The following is a 23320-nucleotide window of genomic DNA, read 5'->3' on the forward strand; positions in this document are numbered from 1 at the left end:
CTGACGAATAGTAACTACTCTAATTCAAGCGCACCGATGAAAATTACGCCCATAGAAATCCGGCAACACACATTCGAGAAGGGGTTGCGCGGCTATAAACCAGACGATGTTGACGCATTTCTCGTTTCGCTTTCGCAGGAGTGGGAGCGTGTAACGAACGACCATAAAATGCTGAAAATGCAGCTTGAACTAGCCGAAAAAGAGCTGGGGAAGCTGAAAGAATTTGAAATGACGCTGTTTCGTACCCTCAAAACAGCCGAGGACAACAGCGTACAAATAACGGAGCAGGCCAACAAAGCCAGTGAAGGCTATATCAATGAAGCCAAACAAAAAGCCGATGAGATTCTGGCGGATGCCCGTAAGCGCACGGCCCTAATGGTAAAAGATGCTGAAAATCAGTCTCGCTTTTTGAAAGATAATATCCTCAATGACCTAAAATCGCTGGAACATGATTTTAAAGCGTTGGAAGGATACAAGGAAAATCTGGCCGTTCAGATTCGGGCTTTAGCCAGCAATGCAGTGGATAGTGTTGATCGGTTTGAGAAGAAGTTTGCCAAACAAAATCTGAAAGGGAAGATAGATGAAGTTACTACGCAGATTGAAGAGGACCGAAAAAGAGAGAACGAAGCAATAGAAAACCAGGTACCGGCAGGTGACCCCCAGGAGCCGGAGACGCCTACCAGCAACGCGACCGATCTGCCTGAACTGATTGACCGGACAGAAGCTGTTCCTGAAGCGCTTCCGCTTGACAAGGATATGATGGATAAACTGGAGGAGAGTGTTCATATCGCTGAACAGGAACTAGCTGAGCCAACATCCATAGAAACGCCCGTTGAGGAACAAACAGAGCCCGAACTTACTCCCGTCGATGAAGCGTTGCCAGCGGCTGAGCCGGTCAATGAAGAGGTGGCTCAGGAGGTAAAGCCTAAAAAAGGCGGTTCATTCTTTGACCAGATCTAACGAACAGGGGTAATTACGTACCGCCCTACCTATGGGAACAATTGCGCTGGAAGGACTCGAATTCTTCTCCTATCACGGTTTTTACGATGAGGAACAGAAAATAGGCAATAAGTATTCCGTCGACATAATCGTTACGGCTGATTTTTCGGAAGCCGCCCGGCGCGACCGCCTGAGTGCTACGGTCAACTACGAAGATTTGTATAAGATTACGCTGGGAGTGATGAAACAACCCGCCCGACTGCTGGAACACATTGCTCACCAAATTATTCAGGAGATAAGAACCAGTTATCCCGATCTGGAGGCTGTGGAAGTCAGCGTATCCAAATTTAATCCGCCCATCGGTGGTGTTTGTCACCGGGCCAAGATTACGTTGAAGGAGTGAGGGGAAAGTTGTAAGTAATAGACAATCGATAAGTGGCTGACGCATCAAATTAATTTGATGCGTCAGCCACTTATCGATTGTACGACCTGATGTTTTCTGTATCTACACCGCTTGTTGTAATCCGGCGAATGAAATGGCCATGTGCGAGGCATCATAAACGCACTCTCCGTTCCGAATCAATAATACCTGCGGAGATTCGTGTTCTACGCCAAAAACGGTTTCAATCTTGTTCGATATTGGTTTGTAGGCCAATAAATCGAGGTAGTATGGTTTTACGCCTAAATGGTCGTTCCAGTTGCGTTCCATGCGGCTAAGGGCCATATGGCTGATCGAACAACTGGTGCTGTGTTTAAAAATCAAAACCGGACTCCTGTTCGATTCTTCTTTGATAAGATCAAGTTGGTCGTCGGTTGTTAGTTTGTTCCAATTCATTGTGTCCACACGCTAGCTGTATTCTGTAGACGTAAAATTAGTTTTACGGTCAAAAAGTTCGCTAATTTTTAGGCGTATACCGCAGCTTCTCGGCCATCGCCGGCGATATCGCTTCTGAATAAGGCCCGTAGGCATCGACCAAAACACCCTTATGGCCATTTCTGGTCTCTATAGCATACAGTACCGATTCGTCGGATGGGTTGGTCATGCCTTCAAATCGGTACACATCAACGATATCAAAGTCGGCGGGGCGCAGTTCGATGTTGTCGGGCTGGCAGTGCAGGCAATCCGGTTTAAGGTTATAATCCTGGGTGTACCCTTCTCTTTTCAGGCCTTCCAGTGCTTCAGTTAGGGTATCGTACGCTTTCATGAACGGGGGATTTGACTTTGTGTTTGTAGCTTTGTTGGTATAACCAACCGCACAACCGCTTGTTTCCGGGACTTTATAACATAGGTATCTTTATTTTTCAGGCCCTGGCGAGGGTGGCGGCTCCCTTCAACTCCAAAGCCCGCAAATGGGTGGCCGGAAGGCAGGATTGGGCCGATAGGCTACGGTATCAGCTTACGGCCAATCAACGGCCCATTGCCTGGTTTCACGCGGCTTCCCTGGGCGAATTTGAGCAGGGACGACCCGTCATGGAAGCATTTCGGGCGCAGTACCCAACGCACAAAATCCTGCTTACTTTTTTTTCTCCTTCGGGCTACGAGGTTCGCAAAGACTACGAGGGGGCCGATTTCGTCCTGTACCTGCCCGCCGATACGCCTGATAATGCCCGGCAGTTCGTTCAGCTGGTCAACCCGGAAATGGCCTTTTTTGTCAAGTATGAATTTTGGTATAACTACCTGCGCGAATTAAAGGCCGCGCAGGTTCCGGTCGTTTCGTTCTCCGCCATCTTCCGTCCAAACCAACTGTTCTTCAAACCCTACGGTACCTTTTACCGGACTATGCTAGGGTACTTTGACCATATCCTGGTACAAAATCAGGAGTCGGTCAATTTGCTGAAAAGTATAGGAATAACAGCAGTCACATTAGCGGGTGATACGCGTTTCGACCGGGTAGTTCAGGGTGCAGCCGCCCGGAAGGATATTCCATTGGCTCAGACTTTCAAAGGGACCGTGCCTTTACTGGTTGTGGGTAGTGCCTGGCCGGAGGATATGGATGTGCTAATTCCTTTCTTAAATACCTTCGACCAGCCATTAAAAGCAATTATCGCCCCCCACGAAATTCACGACGCCGAAATCGAAAACTGGCGCAGGCAGTTGAAAAAGCCTTCTGTTCGTTTTTCAGAAGCTAATGGGCAAGCGGTTTCTGGAGCAAGTTTTCTGTTTATCGACAATGTCGGTATGTTGTCTTCTCTGTACCAATACGGCGGGTTTGCCTACATTGGTGGCGCATTTAAACAGGGGTTGCACAACATTCTGGAAGCGGCCACTTTCGGAATGCCGCTGTTTCTTGGGCCGGAATACAGCAAATTTCAGGAAGCTGTTGACTTGGTTAATGAAGGAGCCGCTTTTCCCGTCAATAACACAACTGAACTGAATGCCCTGTTCAAAAAGCAATACGACAACGCCGAAAAAGCAACCCGTGTCAGTCGGGAATACGTGCAGCGGAACATTGGTGCAACCGCGAAGGTTATGCAGATAGCAGTTTTACTGCTGAGCGAAAGGGCGAAAGAGTGAAAGATCGAAAAGTAATGCGCGATTCACTCACTGTCTTTTCGCCCTTTCACTCTTTCGCCCTTTCACTCTTTGAAAAACAAAGGTTTAATCATTCGCTCCACCGGTTCCTGGTACGATATTCGTAACGAAGATGGTCATATATACCAGGGTCGGCTAAAGGGAAAATTCAAAATTAAAGGGTTTAAAGTCACTAACCCCATTGCTGTTGGAGACCGGGTGTTGTTTGAGGTAGAGGACGAAATTGAGAACACGGCGGTTATCACTGATATCAGTGACCGCGAAAACTACATCATCCGGCAATCGGTTCATAAAACGGCGCATGGACATATCATTGCCGCCAACCTCGATCAGGCAATTCTGATTGCTACGCTGGCCATGCCCCGCACCTCACTTGGCTTCATTGACCGTTTTCTGGTCTCAGCCGAATCGTTTCGGATTCTGACAACCATTATCTTCAATAAATCGGATATTCTGAATGAAGAAGGACTAGCGTATCAGCAAGAAATAATGGATTTGTACGAGCGGATTGGATACCAGTGCATTTCTACATCGGCCACGGAAGGCGCGGGGGTGGAGGCCTTCGAGCAACTGCTTGATCAAAAAGTTACCCTGTTATCGGGCCATTCGGGGGTGGGTAAATCGACACTCGTTAATGCTATTGCCCCCGACTTGAACCTCCGTACGAACGAAGTCTCTACGTTTGCAAACAAAGGCGTTCATACCACTACCTTCGCCGAAATGTTTGAACTGGCCCCCAATACGTACATCATCGACACGCCGGGTATAAAAGAACTGGGTCTGATGAATACGGCCAAGGAAGAAGTTAGCCATTACTTCCCCGAAATGCGCGACCGCCTGAACCAGTGCCGATTCAACAACTGCCTGCATTATAACGAACCGGGCTGCGCCATCAAAGAGGCCGTCGCCGAAGGCGAAATCGCCGAAAGCCGATACATGAGCTATCTTAGCATGATTGAAGGCGGGGACAATAGAAGGTGATACTTAGTGAACAATGTAGAATGAAAAATGTACAATGGCCGATGCCCTGTTAGGCAGGCTACATTATTCATTACAAAACGCCCTCCTCCGTAAGAATATCAGCTACATTCAGGGTTACGCCATCAAGGATAGGGACCGTGGCGTCCCAATTGAGTGTGAGCCAGTTTTCGCCCTGAGCGGCAACAAATATTTTCCGGGATTTTGTCGTAATCCAAATGACGCGTTCCGTACCAAAATCAAGCATAGCCTGCGTTTTTTCGTAGATGTAATCCATCTCTTTAGCCGGAAATTCTGCGGGGTCTATCTTAATATCCACTTCAACTACCACCTTTGGGGCCACGTCGAAAAACTTGCCTTTGATCGTTACGTTCTGTTTCTCGTAAATGGCAATATCATTGGACAGGTTATCTCCTAACCGAATGTGTAAACCGGGTTCGTTGGTCACAACCCAATACGCCTTACGATTGACCTCATTGTAGATGTAACCATGTAAAGCGGACACTATAATAGCCTGTAAGTCGCTGCAACCCAAGATTTCGCCCGGTGTTTTTCGTTTGGCCAATACGTCTTTGTAGCCCTTACGATATAGGGGCCGCCCGTTGAGGGTTTCATAAACCAGATAGGAGGGTATCTGCTGTGGGGCTGCCAGTTCCGGAGTTGATGCATCTGTTACCATAGCCTTGTTTATCGTTTGATGTAATATACAACAGTAAAATCGCAATGCACAACGGCTCTGAACTCAATCAGTTCGTCATGGCGGCCAGTAAATCGGCCTGGGTGATTATGTGTACCTGCTCCCGTTCGTCGCGGACGAGCAGGGCTTTGTTGTCGCGGTCGATGAGCGAGGAGAGGGCGTCAATCGTGTTGTCCAGTCCAACGAATTTAAACGGTTTATCCATTAACTCACTCACCGGGTGGTCTTTCACGGCGGGGTCATCAATGAGACGGTTCAGGACGGTCGAGTCGGTTAGGCTACCAACAATGTGACCACTCTCGTCGGTCACCGGAATTTGCGAAATACCATAGCGGTTTAACACCTGAATCGCCTGACTTACTGAAACGCCGGACCCGATGGTGGTTAGTTGCGATGTTCCGTTTTTATGGTGGATAATGTCGCGGGCGGTTTTGAAAGCACGGTCTTCCAGAAAACCGTGGTCTTTCATCCAGGTATCGTTGTAAATCTTACCGAGGTAACGCGTGCCGTGGTCGGGTAGTAGAATGACCAGCACGTCACTTTCTTTCATGTGTTCTCTGGCCCATTCCAGCGCTCCATGCACGGCGGTACCGCACGACCAGCCCACAAATAGCCCTTCTTCGCGGGCCAGCCGACGGGTCATGATGGCCGCATCTTTGTCGGTTACTTTCTCAAACAGGTCAATGACGCTGAAGTCAACATTCTGGGGCAAAATGTCTTCGCCGATGCCTTCGGTTAAGTACGGGTAGATTTCCCCCTCATCGAAAATGCCGGTTTCCTTATATTTTTTGAATACCGAGCCGTAGGTGTCCAGCCCAATGGTAACAATAGCCGGGTTCTGCTCTTTCAGGAATTTGCTGGTGCCGCTAATGGTGCCGCCCGTGCCTACTCCAGCCGCAAAATGGGTGATTTTTCCGTCGGTGTCCCGCCATATTTCAGGGCCGGTGGTTTCATAGTGGGCCGCCGTATTAGCCGTGTTATCATATTGATTGGGATACAGCGAATTCGGAATGTCGCGGTTGAGTTTCTTCGCTACCGAATAATACGAGCGGGGATCGTCGGGGGCGACGTTGGTAGGGCAAACGACCACTTCGGCACCCACCGCCCGCAGAATATCAATCTTCTCCTGCGACTGCTTATCAGCCATCGTAAAAATGCACTTGTACCCTTTGCCAATGGCGGCCAAAGCTAGGCCCATTCCGGTGTTTCCGCTGGTGCCTTCAATGATGGTGCCGCCGGGTTTTAACACGCCCCGCGCTTCGGCATCGGCAATCATGCTGACAGCAATGCGGTCTTTGACGGAGTTGCCGGGGTTGAAATACTCGACTTTCGCCAGAATGGTACCCGGAATACCCTTCGTCACCTTATTCAGTTTCACCAGGGGCGTGTTGCCAATGGTGTCGATGATGGAGTTATGATAGTTCATGGTTCTGTTGTTTTGTTGTACTGCGTTAAAAACTCAACGACCTGATGATGGAAGTGTTTGAAACTTCGGGACTGCCTGGAGAGCTCTTCGAAATCGGCAGATGAGGCTATGTTTTCCGCTACACGATCCATTGTGAAACCGTTATCTTTCTGACCATACAGTATTTTCTTCAATTCGGACTGCTGCTTACTTTCAAGGCTGTTTACTGGAAATTTTTGGGCTAAACCGACTTTGTGTGCTTGATAAGCCAACCATTGCTCAATGGCCTGAACCGTAACAAAGTATACAAATCGATCTGGATAAATTTTATAGTTCTTGCCTAAAGCAGCCACTATCGTTTGGCACTCTGCGGTGTGCCTTGGTTGTTCAACTTCATGGTCTGCACCGTCCAAATCGATTCCTACTATAATCAATTGATGGTTTTGCAGAATTGCAACAGTAGAAATGGGGTCGGCTTCTTGCAACACTTTTGATTTACCTGCATCCCTGCCTTTAAAGCCTAGTTTGCTGCGTACAGCTTGAATACCAGACTGGTCAGCCACTAATTTCAAATAGGTTGGTACAAACGCGTATTCCGCATATCCCTCAGCAATTAGTGTGTAATCCAGCCGCTTTTTCATAATTCGTCTGCTGGCACACCTCCGATTAAGCCATAAAGCCAGTTTTCACCCAAGTTGGACGTAAGGTCAATCTTATCTAATCCTAACTCCTCACTTTTCTTGTCCGTCGGCTCAATAATATCTTTCTGAAGGTTTTGGACATATGTTCCCCCTTCCTCATCCTTATCAAATACAAACACGGATTCAGGTATTGAAGAAAAGGCGTTGATTACGTGCTCATTATGAGTGGTAAGAATAATTTGAATATCTTTTTCCTCTGCCAATTGAAAAATGAATTTCATCACTTGCCAAATCCGGCGTGGATGAATTCCCTTTTCCGGCTCCTCAAGCAATAGAAGTTTGGGTGGGTTTGGTTGGTTTATGATGCAGAGCAGAGCGAGGAAATAGAGGGTACCTTCGGAGAGCTCGTCAGCCCAATAAGTTATCCCTTGTTTGCTATTCGTTAAGCCTATTTTTTTGAATGACTTGTCCCCAAATTGCTTCTTGAGCTCGTCTGTGGGTGGTGCATCCTCCAGGTTAATCTCATCAAATTCGGGTATGCAGGTCTGCAAATCCTTCTCCGTCCGATTGAAAACAGGTCTTCTGTACTTTCCCAGCATCAAGTCTAAAAAGCCGACCAAGTTCGATGCGTCTGCATTGACAGTTTCTGCACCCGTACCTACCGGACCTGGTTGAGTAAGCTTGTTGGGATCCGGTTTATATATTTTTGTCCTTTCCAATTCTAATATCGAAGTGGGTAACTCTATGTTAAAGTCAGGGAAAAAATCTTGAAACTGGGTTTTATGACCCCTTACTTCCTCTGCCTGTTTATTTCCGAAATATCCTTTCTGGTTGTTTACTTCCCCTGCATCTAAGTAAAATTCGATGCCCTTATTGGTGTAGCCTTCTCTATCTGATGGCCATAGTAGTTTGACTCTGATCTTATTATGTAAATCTTTATCAAATGTAACTTGGTTAATCTCATACTTTCCTCTTCTATTGGGGCCAATAAACTCCAACGCCTTCAGAAAATTTGTTTTACCCGAGTTGTTCGGGCCGATGAGCAGGTTGACTTTTTGCAGGTCGAGCGTGACGTCTTTCAGGCTCTTGAAGTTCTGGATGGAAACGCGCTTGAGCATAATGGTCGGTAGTTACCAGCAATTTACGGATTTATAATCGGTTCGACCCGTTGGTTCCGTCAGCGGGCGAATTAATTCGCCCGCTGACGGAACACGATTGGCGGAAGCTCCGAGTCGGGCCTACTTCCCCATTTGTACGGCCCGCATCAGGACCACATTATCCGGGTCAATCATGACGGATGCCGGCTTTGTGGCCATTGGTATTGTGAACGTTTGGCTTAGCTGGGTCATTAGCTGGGGTGCGGTGCGGGAAAGTTCGCGGCCGGGACCAGGTCCGTCGCCCCGGATGCTGAACGTAAGTGGGATGGTAAAGGAGGCACCGGTGCGCTGCGCCTGCCGTACATCGATCACCAACGCTTTTTTGGCTGCGTCGTAACTCGTTCCCCAAACCACTTCGGGGTAGCCGGGCTGGTAGAGCCATTGCTGAAAAAACGATCCTAGCTTTTTGCCCGAAACACTTTCCATGATGGCCTGTAAATCGGCTGTTTGGGCGTTGGCATTACGGTATTTAGCGTAATAGGCCCGGATGCCTTTCCAAAAGGCATCGTCGCCGAGTTCGTTACGGAGCATGTGCAGCACCCAACCGCCTTTTTGGTAAGAATTCGGGTTTAGTAAGTCCATCAGATTCGCGGTAGTGGAATCAACAATAGTGCCCTTCGGTTTGAGCGCCGTGTACCGGTAAATCTGGTTCCTGTTCTGGTTCAGCACCGCGTTGAGTGTGTCTTTTCCGTAGGCGTGCTCGAGGTAGAGAGCGGAGAAATAGGTGGCGAACCCCTCGCTCAGCCAAAGCTGCGACCAGTCGGTTTCGGTAGCCGAATTGCCAAACCACTGGTGCGCAATTTCGTGGGCCAGCAGTGCTTCCACATCGGAGTCCTTATGTCCGACAATAACTTTCTCATTGTAGAAAATGCAACTGGCATTCTCCATTCCACCGAAAATGGTCGTGGACTCCACATTGGCCAGTTTCTCGTATGAATAAGGACCAATTTTGTCGATGAAGTATTGCAGAATCTCTTTCGCCGGGCGGTAATCGACAAAACCCTTCTGACTATCACGTGGGTAAAGCCAGCTTTGCACGGGTATACCATTGACCGAACCCACCTCATCAACGGCAAACTTTGCCGCGCCAATCACCATTACCTTCGTTGGGATGGGTATTTTCTCATCCCAACGCGTCAGTTTTCGCCCATTGGGTAAACTGGTTTCGTTCAGGAACTTACCGTTAGAAATAACCCGGTACGTAGCCGGGGCATTGACCGTAAATGAGCAGGTTGCCTTATCAGACGGATGGTCGACAACCGGCAGGTAATTTCGGGCGTTATTAGGCCAGTTATCACCGAAGAAAGTGCGTTCGCCAAACTTATTCTGACTGATAATCAAACCCCGTGCGGGCGTTCCTTCGTAGCGAATCACCACCTCACTTAGCTGATTAGGGGCCGGGGGGAGGTTGATAAATACCCGGTCGTTGCGCTGACTGAACGGTATGGCCTTTCCATCGGGGAGAGTTACGGCGCGTACCCGCATACCGGTAGCCCCGTCATCCGCCTGTGCCGAATCGGCTTTGTTGCTAATTAAATCGAACCAGACGGTTTGTCGGTCGTCGGCGCGGGTGAAGCGGATAGCAGTCTCCCCCTTGATCTGATTGGTTGAATCACTGAGCCTTAGAGAAAAGGCGTAGTGCTGCACATCGACACCGGGCTGCGTGTACAGAGCCGCCCGGCTGGCTACCTGCGCCTGAGTAACGGTGGCGATGAAAACACACAGGGCAACCAAAGAACATTGTTTATTATTCATGCTGGGTTATTCCTTAATTTCCTGACACAGTTCAATCAGGACACCGTTGGTTGTTTTGGGATGGAGGAAACACACTAATTTATTGTCGGCCCCACGTTTGGGCGTGTCATTCAGTAACGTAAAACCCTCGTTTTTTAGCCGTTCCATTTCGGCTTCAATGTCGTCGACGGCAAAAGCAATATGGTGAATCCCTTCTCCTTTTTTCTCCAAAAATCTGGCGATGGGGCTATCTGGATTCGTCGCTTCGAGCAGTTCGACTTTCGTCTGCCCTTCCTGGGGTTGCCCCGGTACGCCGGAGCGGCCGGGACCGGGATTCAACCGGAAAAACGATGTCATAACACCCTCGGCCTCGACGGCCTCGGATTTGTAGGGAGCTACATTCAGCAGGCTTGTAAACAGGGCATTTGATGCGGTCAGGTCCCGGACGGCAATGCCAATGTGTTCGACGTTGGTAAGCATGGGTACAAAAGAACTTTTCCTTTCGGCCGAAAGTTATAGAGAAAGCATTGATATGCGTCAAAATTGACTTAATTACGACTATGGTTACGGTTTCGGAAATTGCCAAAAATAAGATTGTTGAACTACGTACCAAAGATGGTTTGGCCGCAGATTACGCCATTCGGGTAGCGGTGCAGGGGGGCGGTTGCTCGGGCCTGATGTACGACCTGCAATTCGACGCGACGCAACAGCCGACAGATCATGTAGTTGAAGATAAAGGCATCAAAATTCTGGTAGACCGCAAAAGTCTGCTCTATCTGGCCGGTACTGAACTTGATTTCTCGGACGGGCTGAATGGTAAAGGGTTCCAGTTCAAAAACCCCAACGCCAGCCGTACCTGCGGCTGCGGAGAGAGTTTCGCCGTCTAACCGCGCGGGTTGCCCCGACAATATTTTCGAGATTAAACTGGTTTATAGAGAGAAGGCCAATCCTGCGAGGGATTGGCCTTCTTGTTTTTTCTGCTGATGCAGTTTTACTTTTCTACACAAAACAAGAATGAATCGATTTTTTGTCATTTCGACGCAGGAGAAATCTCAAGCTTGAACAATAGGCAATGTAGAGATTTCTCCTGCGTCGAAATGACAAAAAATTAACCTTTTCTGTAGGAAGAGAATGGTCAAATGGGCCCCTCTTTTAAAATTCGGCAGAATGGCTTTAAAAGCTGAAAAACAGAATTGGTCTAGTTACTTGAACAACGGCGCGTGGATTTGCCGCAGGGTTTCGATGGGGATTTTAATGACCTCTCTGTCGTAGGTGAGTAACCCGTTTACTTCCCCTTCTACGTCGGTTGTTTGGGTGTACACAGCCGCCGAGAGTGCCTGCTTCTGGTAGTAATCCACTATTTTGGCGTATTTCTTTTTGTAGGCAGCCAGCACCGTGTCGGCCGAGTGGTACGTCTGATAGCCCCAGTTTCGCATGGCCGGATTCCAGAGATGCCCCTCAATGGGCCAGCCGATGCCACCAAACTCACCGATAACCACAACCCGGTCCTTTTTGGGTTCGGGTGCGTTGGGTTCCTCCTGATACGTGTGAATGTCGTAAAAATCGCCCGCGTTCCGGTCGTTCCAGCCACTGGCTGCGTTAACCGTCCGGCTTGGGTCGAGTGCTTTTACCCAGGCTGCCAGCCGCTCGTTGTCGTACTGCCCCCAGCCCTCGTTATGCACTACCCAGGTAACAATGCTGGGGTGATTGTGCAGTCGGTTCATCATCCGGCGCAGTTCCAGCTCAAACTGCTCTTTCCCCTTCGACCGGCGAATGGGTTCCGATTGGTCGCCGGGGGATTCGTTTTGTCCTTCCAGGAAACCCGACGGCATATCCTGCCAGACCAGGATGCCCATTTTATCGCAGAGGTAATAGTACCGCTCCGGTTCCACTTTTATGTGCTTGCGGAGCATATTGAACCCCGACTTTTTGAGGAAGTCGATTTCAAAGGCCATCCCTTCTTCCGACGGGGGCGTGAGCAATCCGGCTGGCCACCAGCCCTGGTCGAGCGGGCCATTCTGAAACACGAATTTGTTATTTAACAGTAATACCGGCTGGTTGGGAACCGGACCCGGCCCTACAGAAATTTTGCGCATGGCGAAGTAGCCCGTTACAGCATCGAGGGGCGTACCCGTCACGGTAGCGTTGGCGTAGGCCGTCCGGAGGGCTTCGTCCTGCCGGGGCCGTCTGTTCCGGGGCGTATCGCCGAAAGGGTCCGTTATGGTAACCAGTTCTACTTTGTAATTATACAGGAACGGACTATCCGGCGACCATAGTTTGGGGTTGCTTATGGGAAGATAGGCCGTTCGGCCCGCCCGAACGAGGGTTGTAGCTACTGTCTGGCTACCATCCAGCGCCGTTATTCGGATGGCCGTTGTGTAATTGTTGGCCGGTTTATCCAACAGGGCTTCCACCCGAACCCGGCCGGAATCCAGTTCGGGGGTCAGTCGGACTTCTTCAATATAGGTTTGCCTGGGTACCGGTTCCAGCCAGACCGTTTGCCAGATGCCCGATACCGGGGTGTACCAGATACTCTGCGGGTTCATCAACTGCTTACCCCGTGGCTGCTCCCCGGATGATGTGGGGTCCAATACGCCCAGCACCAGTTCGTTTTTTCCCTCTTTGAGGAAGTCGGTTACGTCGAAACTGAATGAATCCGAGCCTCCGGTATGCGAACCGGCCAGCCCCCCATTTACCCACAGGTTGCATTCATAATCCACGGCCCCGAAATGAACTAGTACCCGTTGCCCACCCCATTCTTTCGGTATGCTTATTGCTTTTCTGTACCAAAGTCGCTGGTCGGCAGTGAGGGATTTTGTCACTTTAGACAGGGTTGATTCAACGGCGAAGGGTACCAGAATCTGCCCCTGATACGTGGTAGGGGCGGGAGCCGTTTTAGACGTTATGGCATAATCCCACATCCCATTCAGGTTTTGCCACTGCTGGCGTGCCATCTGAGGCCTTGGATACTCCCGCCAGGCATTGTCGGCGGTTACCTGTTTCTCCCAGCGGCTCATAATGGGCGCAGGCCGGGGTTGGTTAACGGGTGGTGGCTGGGCGACAACAGCGCTGGTACTAGCTAGTGAAACGAACAGGAACAGATGGCGAACCAACCCCGTTTTTTGTCTTGCTTTATATATCATGTTTCTCATTAGTCTTACTTTCCCTTATCCAGTTTGCCTTCCAGCATTTTGATGAAATACCCACCCACTACCGACCGGGCCTGAAAACCGACCTGTTTGGCGTTGGTTGTTTCATGCCAGTCGCTGAGGGGAACACGAGTGGGCGTTTCGTTGGCATATTTCCAGATGGGTGCCACAAACTTTTGGAAGTCTTTGTCCGATTTTGCCAGCGTGGCGGTCCACATAATCCAGTCCGATTTGGTGTATGTTTTGCGGCTGTCCAGCGGTAATCCATATGGCTTCTGTTTGGTCAGGTAGAAGTCGATTTCTTTCTGCGCCACTTCTTTAGGGAAGATATCCAACCCTAGTAGCTTGTCCCACACAATGTTATATTTCTGGCTCCAGCTGCCGGGTACTTTATTAAACGTCAGCGCGTAATGGTCGCCTTCTGAGTCCATCTGCATCCATTTCTTCGCCAGGTCACGGGCTAGGGCCATATGCTCGTTGGCCGTTTTCTTGTCGCCCATCATCCCGGCCATCTGACCATAACAGGCAATACCCATGATGGCTTTAGCGGAGAGGTTAGCGTTGCGGGCCAGGTGTCCGGCAAAATCGTCGGTGCAAAGCTGATTGGCGGGGTCGAAGCCATCACGCTTGAGGAACCCAACCCATTTGGTGAGTGTGGGCCAATGTTCTTTGGCAAAGTCGACGTTACCATCCCGCTGTGCCGATGCGGCCGTTATAATCATCATGTTTCCGGCTTCTTCTACAGGCATATCCTCCCCGTAGGTTTGTCCGTTGGCTAGTGGATAGGTGCCTACATCGTGCGCCGGAAAATCCTTTTTCCACTTTCCCGATTCACTGTATTCGAAGATAAACCGGAGCAGTCCTTTGGTCAGTTCGTTGTTGTAGAGCAAAAACAGGGGGGCGGAGGGGTACGTAATATCCACCGTTCCGATGGATCCGTTGGAAAAATTTTCTTTCGAGAAAAAAAACAGTTCACCTTTGGGGCTGGCCACAATTTTATGGGCCGCAATGGCCTGACGGTACGCCAGCACGCACAAATCAGCGTACTGATTACCACCCGCTTTGCGGGCATCGGCCCGAAGACGGGCATCGAAGTCATTACATTTCTTCTGCAATTGATCGTACTCTTTCTCTGCCGTTTGCAACAATATCGGCATGGTCAATTTACCGTCCCGATTCCACCAGGGTCTCAGATTCTTGCCAAAGTATTGCACGGAATACACATCGTCGTAGGCGAGTAGCAGGTGTTTACCGGCCAACTTTGTCACGTTGCCAAAATTCAGCACGGTAGCCAGGGCGAGGTCAATAGCGGCCCTGGGTGCAGCGGCCCCCGGAGCAGCGGCCCCCGGTGCCGTTTTGTCCGTTTTGGGTAGCGTACCACTCGCAATGAATGATTTTTTTAGCCCATCGGCCATGCCGGATTCCAGCTGGTTGCCCGCTTTTTGCGGTACAGCCAGATACGCCTGTCCCCAGTCAATCCGGATATTATCCCCTTTTTTGGCCAGAATGGGCTGGGCTACGGTGCCAATCGACTCAAAACTCAGTCCGCTGGCCTGACCGGTAGTTACTGTAACTTCCTGTCCAATCGTGTTGGTTGCCAATGTACCGGATTCACTGAAAAAGACCTGTACCGCATGCGGCTTTTTATCGCCCGACTGAACCTCGAAGGTAATGTACGAAACGGGCCGGGCCGCAATCTCCAGTTCTTCAAGCAACAGGGGCGACAGGAAGTTTACAGTTAGTTTTACCGGTCCGGCCGTAAAGGCGTAATTGGTTTGCGTGGCCGATACTATCACGTCCGTTTGCGTGGCCCGTGCCACAACTGCCGACGGAATGGGATTGACGATACCCACATCCACAAAAGAGCCCCCGCGGGGACTCACGCAGTGAACGGCCAGTACGTTTTTACCTTTCTGAAGGGCTTTCTGCCCGGCTGCGGAGAGGGGCAGGTAGAGATATTCATTGATATAGCCGGGCTTATCCAGAATTTTGGTACCGTTCAGGTAAACGACTATATCGTCGTCATGATTAAGGGAAAGCAGCAGTTTGGTTGGGTCGGCCTGGCCATCGTAAGTAAACTCCCGCCGGAGGTAGATGCCGTCTTTCGCGCTGGTGGTCCACTTCGTTTTGGCATCAGGCGTATCGCCGAACGGTCCCGGTCCCGATTGCCATGTATTAGCGTTAAAGGCGGGCTTCTCCCAGCCGGCACCTGGTTTTGTGAGGGTGTACTGGGCGGTATAGGGCTGGGTTTCGCCGGTAGCTAAAATGGGTTTATACGCAGTGGGTACGGCACCCAGAAACTGATAGGCTTTGCCATCTACCCGGATGATTCCCTCCAGCGACTGCGGCTTGCCCGTCCAGTGGCGCGTGGGGGAGTCGGTTAGTTTATCAGTCATGCTCCATACGCTGAAGTAAGGGTCATGGGTGATAAGCGGATAAGCGGGCGGGCGTAACGCCTGGGCCTGAATGAAGCCATGGATTAGTAGGGAAAAGGCGGTGAGTAAAACTGGATAAAGCGACTTTTTTTGCATCAGGGAATCAGTTTTGGGAACAGAGACTACGTCCTCATAAACCGGAATAGCCCCTTACTTTACTTATCGAATAGGGTATCAATAACCTAATTCGTACTTATACGGGTAGAATAAATGGCTGCCATTCTTATTCGGCAAACCACTAATAAACTTCTTTGACGCGGTTGAATCCATGAAATCTCTCCCATTATTGGCTGTTTTTGCCGATGCCTGCCGGACAGAGAACAGTATCTATTGCCCGGCGGAATACGAAGAGGAAGACTAGTAGCCCCGGGAACCATCCGTGAAAGTGCCTGCTCTCCTGCGCGTACCCAATAAAAGAATACGTACCATTTCTTGATTGCGCTTAACTACCGTTTGCTTATTTATCCTTACTCGTTTATGACAGGAAACCAGAATCCAACACCTACCGGCAACACGCTGACAACGGCTGACCCAATGAGCAGACAAACCAATTACCGCTGGGTAATTGTGGCCCTGCTCTTTTTTGCCACGACGATCAACTACCTCGACCGACAGGTAATCAGTCTGCTCAAGCCGATACTGGAAAAAGAGTTCAACTGGAGTGAAACGGACTATGGTAACATCGTAACGGTTTTTACTTTTTTCTACGGTACAAGCACCCTGCTGGCCGGGTACATAATTGACCGGGTTGGTACTAAACTTGGCTACATTGGCGCTATTGTCGTGTGGAGTTTTGCCGCTATGGGCCACGCTTTGGCGGGTGGTACGGCAGGTTTTATGGTGGCCCGTGCCTTATTGGGTATTGGCGAGGCTGGTAACTTTCCGGCTTCTATCAAGACCGTGGCCGAATGGTTTCCGCAGAAAGAGCGGGCACTGGCTGTTGGTATTTTCAACGCGGGGGCCAACATCGGTGCGGTAGCCGCTCCGGCACTGGTACCCATAATTGCCGTTACGTGGGGGTGGCAAATGGCCTTCATCATTACCGGCGCACTGGGATTTCTCTGGATTGCGGCCTGGTGGTATTACTACGAGGTACCAGCCCGGCACACGCGGGTTAGCCCATCCGAACTGGCCTATATCACAGAAGCTCCCACGGTAGACCCTATGACGGCTGGCAACGCGGCTTCCACAAATCTGGTTGATGATGCCCCAGCCCGTAAATACGCCATTTTTGGTAACAGAGCCATATGGGGCTTCATGAGTGGCAAGTTCATGACCGACCCTATCTGGTGGTTTTTCCTGTTCTGGTTGCCTACCTACCTGTCAAACATCTATAACCTCGACCTGAAAACCCTGGGTGCTCCGCTAATTGTAATCTATTCGGCAGCCACTATTGGCAGCGTGGGTGGAGGCTGGCTGTCGTCCATGCTTATCCGTAAAGGCTGGCACCCTACCCGGGCGCGGCAATGGTCAATGGCTCTATTTGCTATTTGCGTTATGCCCGTTATGCTAATTAGCCAGGTAGATGGGCTGTGGCCGGTTATCGGCATATTATCGCTGGCGGTAGCGGCTCACCAGGCGTGGTCGGCTAATATTTTCACCGTAGCCGCCGACCAGTTCCCCAAAACGGTACTCAGCCGGGTGGTTGGTCTGGGTACAATGGCAGGAACCTTGGGTGGAGCGATCTTCCCGTTGATAGTTGGCAGGATTCTTGATCACTATAAGTTGTTGGGCAACTTGTCTGAAGGATATTACATCATCTTCTACATTGCTGGCCTCGCTTATCTGGTCGCCTGGACAATGCTGTACATTTTTGTTTTTAGCCGGGCGGCCAAAAACAAATGATTTATGAAAAAGAGGAAGGTATTGAGGGGTTCCTGTTCGATAGCCTGGGTGGGATTTCTGGCTATGAACCTGCCGGGTTACACGGCCAAAGCCCAGTCTGACGACTTTCATCGGCTGACTGCCGAGCAGAAAGTCGCTCACCAGCAAAAAATACGCGCTGACTATGAGGCAAACCGCCAGCAGATGATGGATAAAGTGGGGGTTAAACAGCCTGCGTTGTCCCCACCTGCCTCAGACCCAAGCCGACCCGCTGCACTCCAGCCGGTAGCAGGATCGACTAATTGGGCCGATAACGCCGGACTTACCTACGTGCAGTCTGCCTGGGGAAACTGGACTAATTACGATGAAGCGAAGGCAACGGCAACGGCTTATGCCCTTCCCGATCCGCTGAAACTGAAGAATGGGCAAGCGGTGCCGGACGCCACTACCTGGTGGAACCAGCGTCGCCCCGAAATCCTGAACGATTATCAGACCGAAATTTACGGGAAAGTACCGGCTAATACACCCCGCGTCTTTTTTTCCACGCTGGGGGCCGACAGCACGGTGTTGGGCGGGAAAGCTACGCAGAAAAAGTTGCTGGGCTACGTAGATAATACGCAGTACCCGCGGGCTACCCCTGTCATCCCGGTGCTTCGTTTCATGCCCGCAAATGCATCTGGGCCGGTACCATTGATGGTTATTGTTTGGGGTTCATTCCCAACTCCCATGACTACGGTAGAAAGGCTGATTGACGCGGGCTGGGCCGTCGCTATTGTGAACACGGGTGCTCTCCAGATGGATAACGGAGCGGGTTTGCACGAGGGCGTTATCGGACTGATGAGCAAAGGACAGGACCGAAAGCCCGACGATTGGGGCGTTTTGACCGCCTGGAGCTGGGGGCTGAGCCGGGTACTCGATTATTTCGAAACCGATAAAGCCATCAACCCCAAACAAATTGGTATCCAGGGGCATTCGCGCTGGGGAAAAACAGCTCTTCTGGCCGGTGCGTTAGACCCGCGCTGGGCCATTGTGTTTTCCAGCTGTTCGGGTTCTATGGGGGCCTCACTGGAAAAGCGAAACTTTGGCGAAACGATTGACAACGTGAACGGCCCCAGCGAGTACCACTGGATGGCAGGAAACTTCCTGAAATACGGTGGCAACTGGGATGCAATGCCGGTTGATGCCCATGAACTGATTGCGCTTGTAGCCCCCCGGCCGGTTTTTATTACCGGTGGTACGCAGGATAGCTGGGCCGACCCCAAAGGTGAATTTCTTGCCTGCGTTGCGGCTGGCCCCGTATATGAATTGTTGGGTAAAAAGGGAGTTGGCACTACCCGGATGCCCGCTCCCGATGTATCACTGATACAGGGAGACATTGCTTTCCGAAACCATGAAGGCGGTCATGTCGACTCGCTTGACTGGCCTGTTTTTTTGCAATTTGCCCGGCGGCAGCTTAATCTCAAATAAACAGCGGCCAAATTAAGGCTTCAGACAACGCATTAGTATCGGGTGACTGGTAAACGGATTGTATTTTTGTACGCTGTTGGCACGATGTATGGCGCCAACAGCGTACAAAAATCTATAAACAGATAGTCCGTTTAATCAATGGGAATGATACAAACCATGCGCTGGTTCGGGCCAAACGACCCAGTTCCGTTAATGGCACTACGGCAGGCCGGTTGCACGGGTGTCGTTACGGCACTGCACCAGATTCCGGTGGGTGCGTTGTGGCCGGTGGAAGCCATTGAAGAAAGAATACAACTGGTCGAAGCCGATAACGACCGATACACCCCGCTACATTGGGCAGTGGTAGAGAGCCTGCCTGTTCACGAAGACATCAAGAAAGGTCGGCCAACCCGCGAAGCGTACATCGACACCTACAAACAGTCCATTCGGAATCTGGCTACCTGTGGTATCAACACGGTTTGTTACAACTTCATGCCGGTGCTGGACTGGTCGCGCACGAACCTCAATTACGAGATGCCGGATGGCTCCCGCGCCCTTCGGTTTGTGTGGGAAGACTTCGCCATCTTCGACTTATGTATCCTGAAGCGACCCGGTGCCGAATCGGACTACGAACCCGAAATCATCGAATCGGCCCGCCAGAAATTCACGACGCTATCAGCCGGACAGATTGCCGAATTAGCGAACATCGTTTTGCTTGGCTTACCCGGTTCTGAGGAAGCCTTTACTCTCGATACGTTTCAGGGCTTGCTGAACGAGTATGCCACCATTGGCGATGCTGAACTCCGGCAAAATCTGTACTTTTTTATTCAACAGGTAGCGCCCGTAGCGCAGGAGGTAGGGGTCAGGTTGTGTATCCACCCGGACGACCCCCCGCGTTCGTTGCTGGGTCTCCCCCGCGTGGTCAGTACCGAAGCCGATCTGGCCCAGTTAATGGCGGCCAGTGATGTAGTGGCTAATGGTATCACTTTCTGCACGGGTTCACTGGGGATTCGGCCCGATAACGACTTGCCCGGCATGGTTCAGCGGTTTGGCGAGCGCATCCATTTCATTCACCTCCGTACCACGAAGCGGGAATCCGACGGACCGGCCGGCCAGCCTCGAAATTTCCACGAAGCAGACCATCTGGCGGGTGATGTGGATATGTATGCAGTGGTTAAAGCGATTGTACTCGAACAGAAACGACGCGAACAGGCGGGTGTTGGCGAAACCGCTATTCCCATGCGCCCGGACCACGGCCATCAAATGCTGGATGACCTGACTAAAAAGACCTATCCCGGTTATTCAGCTATTGGCCGATTGCGCGGTCTGGCTGAACTTCGGGGACTGGAACTGGGCATTACGCGCAGTATAGCTGAGATGAAGGCGGGCGTTTAACGAGTATAGTCGCCTTTAGTGCTTCTTATGTGTTAACAATTGCTCCTATAAATGACTCGATTCCTTCTCCTGTTTCTGCTGGTTGCCTGCACCGCTAAAGCCGATGACGGTTACCGATTATGGCTGAAGTACGACCTGATTAAAGACGCTGCCAAACGGGAGGAATACGCCCGGTCGGCGCAGTTCATAGCCGTAACGGGCAACGACCCCATCCTGACATCGGCAGCCAATGAATTGCAGACTGGCTTGCAGGGCCTGCTGGGCAAAACGATTCCTGTTGTGGCAAATGCCGGTACCCGAACGGGCGGTATCGTGCTGACAGTGGCTGGCGCGCCCCAGGCTGACGGGCAAAAAGGTGCCAAAGAGGGGTATTCCATCACAAAAAAGACGGCTAACATTACCATTGCCAGCCAGTCTGGTGCGGGGGTTCTCTACGGCGCATTCGCCTTGCTTCGGCAACTGCAAACCGGTCAGTCGCTCAATGGCCTTTCGCTGGTGAGTAGCCCCAAAATTCAGCATCGTCTGCTTAATCACTGGGATAATACCAACGCCACTATCGAGCGGGGCTACGCGGGTGAATCACTTTGGAAGTGGTATGAGCTGCCCGCAACGGTCGATCCGCGCTACCGGGATTATGCCCGTGCCAACGCTTCTTTGGGCATAAATGGTACCGTGGTTAACAACGTGAATGCCAGTGCCCGCTTCCTGACTGCTGAATACCTGGAGAAAGTAGCGGCCCTGGCCACTGTTTTCCGGCCCTACGGTATCCGGATCTACCTGTCCGTTTACTTCCCGGCGCCCAAAGTTATCGGTGGCTTGAAAACCGCCGACCCGCTTGACCCCGACGTGAAAAAATGGTGGGCCGATAAAACCCGGGAAATTTATAAACTCATTCCCGACTTCGGTGGGTATCTGGTAAAAGCCAACTCCGAAGGTGAACCTGGTCCGCAGGATTATGGTCGTAACCACGCCGACGGGGCCAACATGCTGGCCGAAGCCCTTGCCCCCTACGATGGCATTGTGATGTGGCGGGCCTTTGTGTACAAAGCCGACGCGAATGCCGACCGGTTTAAGGCGGCCTACGAAGAGTTTACACCCCTGGATGGGAAGTTCGACAAGAAAGTAATCGTCCAGGTTAAGAACGGTCCCATTGATTTTCAACCGCGTGAGCCCTTTTCTCCCCTGTTTGGCAACATGCCTAAAACGCCCCTGTCGGTGGAGTTTCAAATCACCCAGGAGTACACGGGTTTTGCTACGCACTGGGTATACGAGGCTCCCATCTTTAAAGAATGTCTGGAGTCGGACACGTATGTTAAAGGGAAAGGGTCTACCGTAGCCAAGGTGGTTGACGGGAGTTTACAGGGCTACAAGTTGACGGCTATTGCCGGGGTTGCCAACACCGGGTCCAACCGCAACTGGACGGGTAACCCAATGGCGCAGGCCAACTGGTATGCTTACGGTCGGCTGGCCTGGGACCACACGTTGTCGGCGGAGGACATTGCTGCGGAGTGGATTAAAATGACCCTGACGAATGAACCCAAAGCGGTAAAAACCATCACCGGTATCATGCTGCGGTCGCGGGAAATTTATGTCGACTACAACACCCCGCTGGGTTTGTCGCGCCCCTGGGCAGGTGTCCATTTTGCCCCCGAACCCTGGCAGGAGAAAAGTGCCCGACCCGACTGGACGGCCATTTATTACCACCGGGCTGACTCCATTGGATTAGGATTCGACCGAACGGCTACGGGTAGCAACGCACTGGCACAGTATAGCCCCGAAGTGCAACAAAAATGGAATAATGTCGAAACTTGTCCGCTACCGTATCTGCTCTGGTTTCACCATGTTCCCTGGACGAAAAAGCTGAGTACGGGCCGAACACTTTGGGATGAACTCTGTACCCGCTTTTATACTGGTGCTGATTCTGTTAGCTGGATGCAGCAGCAATGGGCGCAGGTTAAACCCGCTATCGACCCGGAAATTTTTGCTGATGTCACGGGCCGGTTGGTAACCCAGCAAAAAGAGGCTATCTGGTGGCGTGATGCCTGGGTACTGTACCTTCAGACCTATTCCCGGCAACCGATTCCTGCCCCGTTCAAAAAACCGGAGCGAACACTGGACGAGGTTAAAAACTTAGTACATATCTATCAATTGCGTTAATGGAACAAAATCCTATGGCCGTTTTTTCACTGGCTGGAAAGCTGGCCCTCATTACCGGTGGGGGAAGTGGTATCGGCTTCGATATTGCAAACTGTATGGTCAGTGCCGGTGGGCGTGTCGTTATTACTGGTCGACGGGAAGAGCCCCTTCGCGAAGCGGTTTCAACACTGGGCGAACGGGCGCAGTACCGGGTCAACGACGTGACGAAGCGGGATTCGCTGGATGCGTTGGTGGAAGAAATCGAACGGACCATTGCACCCGTTGACATACTCGTTAACAACGCGGGTATCAACATGAAAAAACCAGCCCTGGAGGTGACAGATGAAGATTTCGACCGGATTGTTCACACGAACCTGAACTCGGTTTTTAGCCTGACGAGGGTATGTGCCCAACGTATGATGGCCCGTAAAAGTGGTTCAATCATCATGATATCGTCCATGGCGGCCTACTACGGCATTGACCGGGTTGCCGCTTATGCCGCGTCCAAATCGGGGGTGGAGGGGATGGTTAAGGTACTGGCCTCGGAGTTTTCGGGCAATGGCGTTCGTGTGAATGCCATTGCGCCGGGCTTTATCGAAACGGCCATGAGTAAAACGGCCATGGGTGGTGACCCCGACCGATTTGCCCGGGCTATGCGTCGAACACCGATGGGGAAATTTGGTCAGCCCGAAGATATTGGCTGGGCCGCCGTCTTTCTGGCTTCCGATGCAGCTAAATACGTTACCGGTGTATCATTACCCGTCGACGGGGGTAACTCGATTGGGTTTTAGCGGGTAAACACAACCGATTTTTTCGGATTGCCCTTCAGCCTGTGACTTATCCATCCCAAT

20 protein-coding genes are annotated in these 23320 nt (G+C 51.1%); 10 read left to right on the forward strand and 10 right to left on the reverse strand.

The features are described from left to right. Window positions 1-36 precede the first annotated feature (36 nt). Together B156_RS0103075 and folB are read left to right on the forward strand one after the other, a co-directional pair. Window positions 37-960: a DivIVA domain-containing protein gene (locus B156_RS0103075; RefSeq protein ID WP_018618161.1), complete on the forward strand. Its 924-nt coding sequence runs from the start codon at window positions 37-39 to the stop codon at window positions 958-960. 31 nt (window positions 961-991) lie between these two features. After that, window positions 992-1342 carry a dihydroneopterin aldolase gene (gene folB / locus B156_RS0103080; protein ID WP_018618162.1) on the forward strand — a complete coding sequence of 117 codons (351 nt, stop codon included), beginning with the start codon at window positions 992-994 and terminating at the stop codon, window positions 1340-1342. Between the two features lie 102 nt (window positions 1343-1444). On the opposite strand, the gene ytxJ is transcribed toward folB, so the two are convergent. Together ytxJ and B156_RS0103090 are read right to left on the reverse strand one after the other, a co-directional pair. After that, window positions 1445-1774: a bacillithiol system redox-active protein YtxJ gene (gene ytxJ / locus B156_RS0103085; RefSeq protein ID WP_018618163.1), complete on the reverse strand. Its 330-nt coding sequence runs from the start codon at window positions 1772-1774 to the stop codon at window positions 1445-1447. Window positions 1775-1835: 61 nt separating this feature from the next. Then, window positions 1836-2144: a hypothetical protein gene (locus B156_RS0103090; RefSeq protein ID WP_018618164.1), complete on the reverse strand. Its 309-nt coding sequence runs from the start codon at window positions 2142-2144 to the stop codon at window positions 1836-1838. A 59-nt stretch (window positions 2145-2203) separates the two neighbouring features. On the opposite strand from B156_RS0103090, the gene B156_RS0103095 reads away from it, so the two are divergent. Next, a complete protein-coding gene (locus tag B156_RS0103095) occupies window positions 2204-3454 on the forward strand; it encodes a 3-deoxy-D-manno-octulosonic acid transferase (protein WP_018618165.1) in 1251 nt (416 codons plus the stop codon). Window positions 3455-3523: 69 nt separating this feature from the next. Next, a complete protein-coding gene (gene rsgA / locus B156_RS0103100; protein ID WP_018618166.1) occupies window positions 3524-4453 on the forward strand; it encodes a ribosome small subunit-dependent GTPase A in 930 nt (309 codons plus the stop codon). A 70-nt stretch (window positions 4454-4523) separates the two neighbouring features. On the opposite strand, the gene B156_RS0103105 is transcribed toward rsgA, so the two are convergent. The 6 genes from B156_RS0103105 to mce form a co-directional block, all read right to left on the reverse strand. After that, window positions 4524-5129, reverse strand: coding sequence for a PDDEXK family nuclease (locus B156_RS0103105; protein ID WP_018618167.1), 606 nt, complete (start codon window positions 5127-5129; stop codon window positions 4524-4526). Between the two features lie 67 nt (window positions 5130-5196). Next, the gene (locus B156_RS0103110) at window positions 5197-6573 is read right to left on the reverse strand and encodes a cystathionine beta-synthase (RefSeq protein WP_018618168.1); all 1377 of its coding nucleotides are present in this window, start codon (window positions 6571-6573) and stop codon (window positions 5197-5199) included. Next, on the reverse strand, window positions 6570-7193 hold the full coding sequence (locus B156_RS0103115; RefSeq protein ID WP_018618169.1) for a hypothetical protein: 624 nt from the start codon (window positions 7191-7193) through the stop codon (window positions 6570-6572). Before B156_RS0103115 ends, B156_RS0103110 begins: the two co-directional genes overlap by 4 nt. Then, the gene (locus B156_RS0103120; protein ID WP_018618170.1) at window positions 7190-8311 is read right to left on the reverse strand and encodes an AAA family ATPase; all 1122 of its coding nucleotides are present in this window, start codon (window positions 8309-8311) and stop codon (window positions 7190-7192) included. Before B156_RS0103120 ends, B156_RS0103115 begins: the two co-directional genes overlap by 4 nt. A gap of 120 nt (window positions 8312-8431) precedes the next feature. Continuing rightward, window positions 8432-10105, reverse strand: coding sequence for a M1 family metallopeptidase (locus B156_RS0103125; RefSeq protein WP_018618171.1), 1674 nt, complete (start codon window positions 10103-10105; stop codon window positions 8432-8434). Between the two features lie 6 nt (window positions 10106-10111). Further along, on the reverse strand, window positions 10112-10564 hold the full coding sequence (gene mce / locus B156_RS0103130) for a methylmalonyl-CoA epimerase (RefSeq protein WP_018618172.1): 453 nt from the start codon (window positions 10562-10564) through the stop codon (window positions 10112-10114). A gap of 80 nt (window positions 10565-10644) precedes the next feature. Here mce and B156_RS0103135 point away from each other — a divergent pair, with 80 nt between their 5' ends. After that, window positions 10645-10971: a HesB/IscA family protein gene (locus B156_RS0103135; protein WP_018618173.1), complete on the forward strand. Its 327-nt coding sequence runs from the start codon at window positions 10645-10647 to the stop codon at window positions 10969-10971. Window positions 10972-11286: 315 nt separating this feature from the next. Here B156_RS0103135 and B156_RS0103140 read toward each other — a convergent pair whose 3' ends face one another. Further along, a complete protein-coding gene (locus B156_RS0103140; protein ID WP_245563676.1) occupies window positions 11287-13236 on the reverse strand; it encodes a glycoside hydrolase family 2 protein in 1950 nt (649 codons plus the stop codon). 5 nt (window positions 13237-13241) lie between these two features. After that, window positions 13242-15764 carry a glutaminase family protein gene (locus B156_RS0103145; RefSeq protein WP_018618175.1) on the reverse strand — a complete coding sequence of 841 codons (2523 nt, stop codon included), beginning with the start codon at window positions 15762-15764 and terminating at the stop codon, window positions 13242-13244. Between the two features lie 381 nt (window positions 15765-16145). On the opposite strand from B156_RS0103145, the gene B156_RS0103150 reads away from it, so the two are divergent. The 5 genes from B156_RS0103150 (at window position 16146) to B156_RS0103170 (ending at window position 23260) form a co-directional block, all read left to right on the forward strand. Beyond that, window positions 16146-17513: an MFS transporter gene (locus B156_RS0103150; RefSeq protein ID WP_018618176.1), complete on the forward strand. Its 1368-nt coding sequence runs from the start codon at window positions 16146-16148 to the stop codon at window positions 17511-17513. Window positions 17514-17516: 3 nt separating this feature from the next. Further along, window positions 17517-18959, forward strand: a complete 1443-nt coding sequence (locus tag B156_RS0103155; protein WP_018618177.1) for an alpha/beta hydrolase family protein — start codon at window positions 17517-17519, stop codon at window positions 18957-18959. 138 nt (window positions 18960-19097) lie between these two features. Then, a complete protein-coding gene (gene uxuA, locus B156_RS0103160) occupies window positions 19098-20333 on the forward strand; it encodes a mannonate dehydratase (RefSeq protein WP_026260564.1) in 1236 nt (411 codons plus the stop codon). Window positions 20334-20384: 51 nt separating this feature from the next. After that, entirely contained in the window at window positions 20385-22490 is a 2106-nt protein-coding gene (locus B156_RS0103165) for an alpha-glucuronidase family glycosyl hydrolase (RefSeq protein WP_018618179.1), read from the forward strand. Further along, window positions 22490-23260, forward strand: coding sequence for an SDR family NAD(P)-dependent oxidoreductase (locus B156_RS0103170; protein ID WP_018618180.1), 771 nt, complete (start codon window positions 22490-22492; stop codon window positions 23258-23260). The genes B156_RS0103165 and B156_RS0103170 overlap by 1 nt, the downstream gene beginning before the upstream one ends. Window positions 23261-23320: the final 60 nt, after the last annotated feature.

The organism is Spirosoma luteum DSM 19990, assembly GCF_000374065.1.
Taxonomy (GTDB): Bacteria; Bacteroidota; Bacteroidia; order Cytophagales; family Spirosomataceae; genus Spirosoma; species Spirosoma luteum.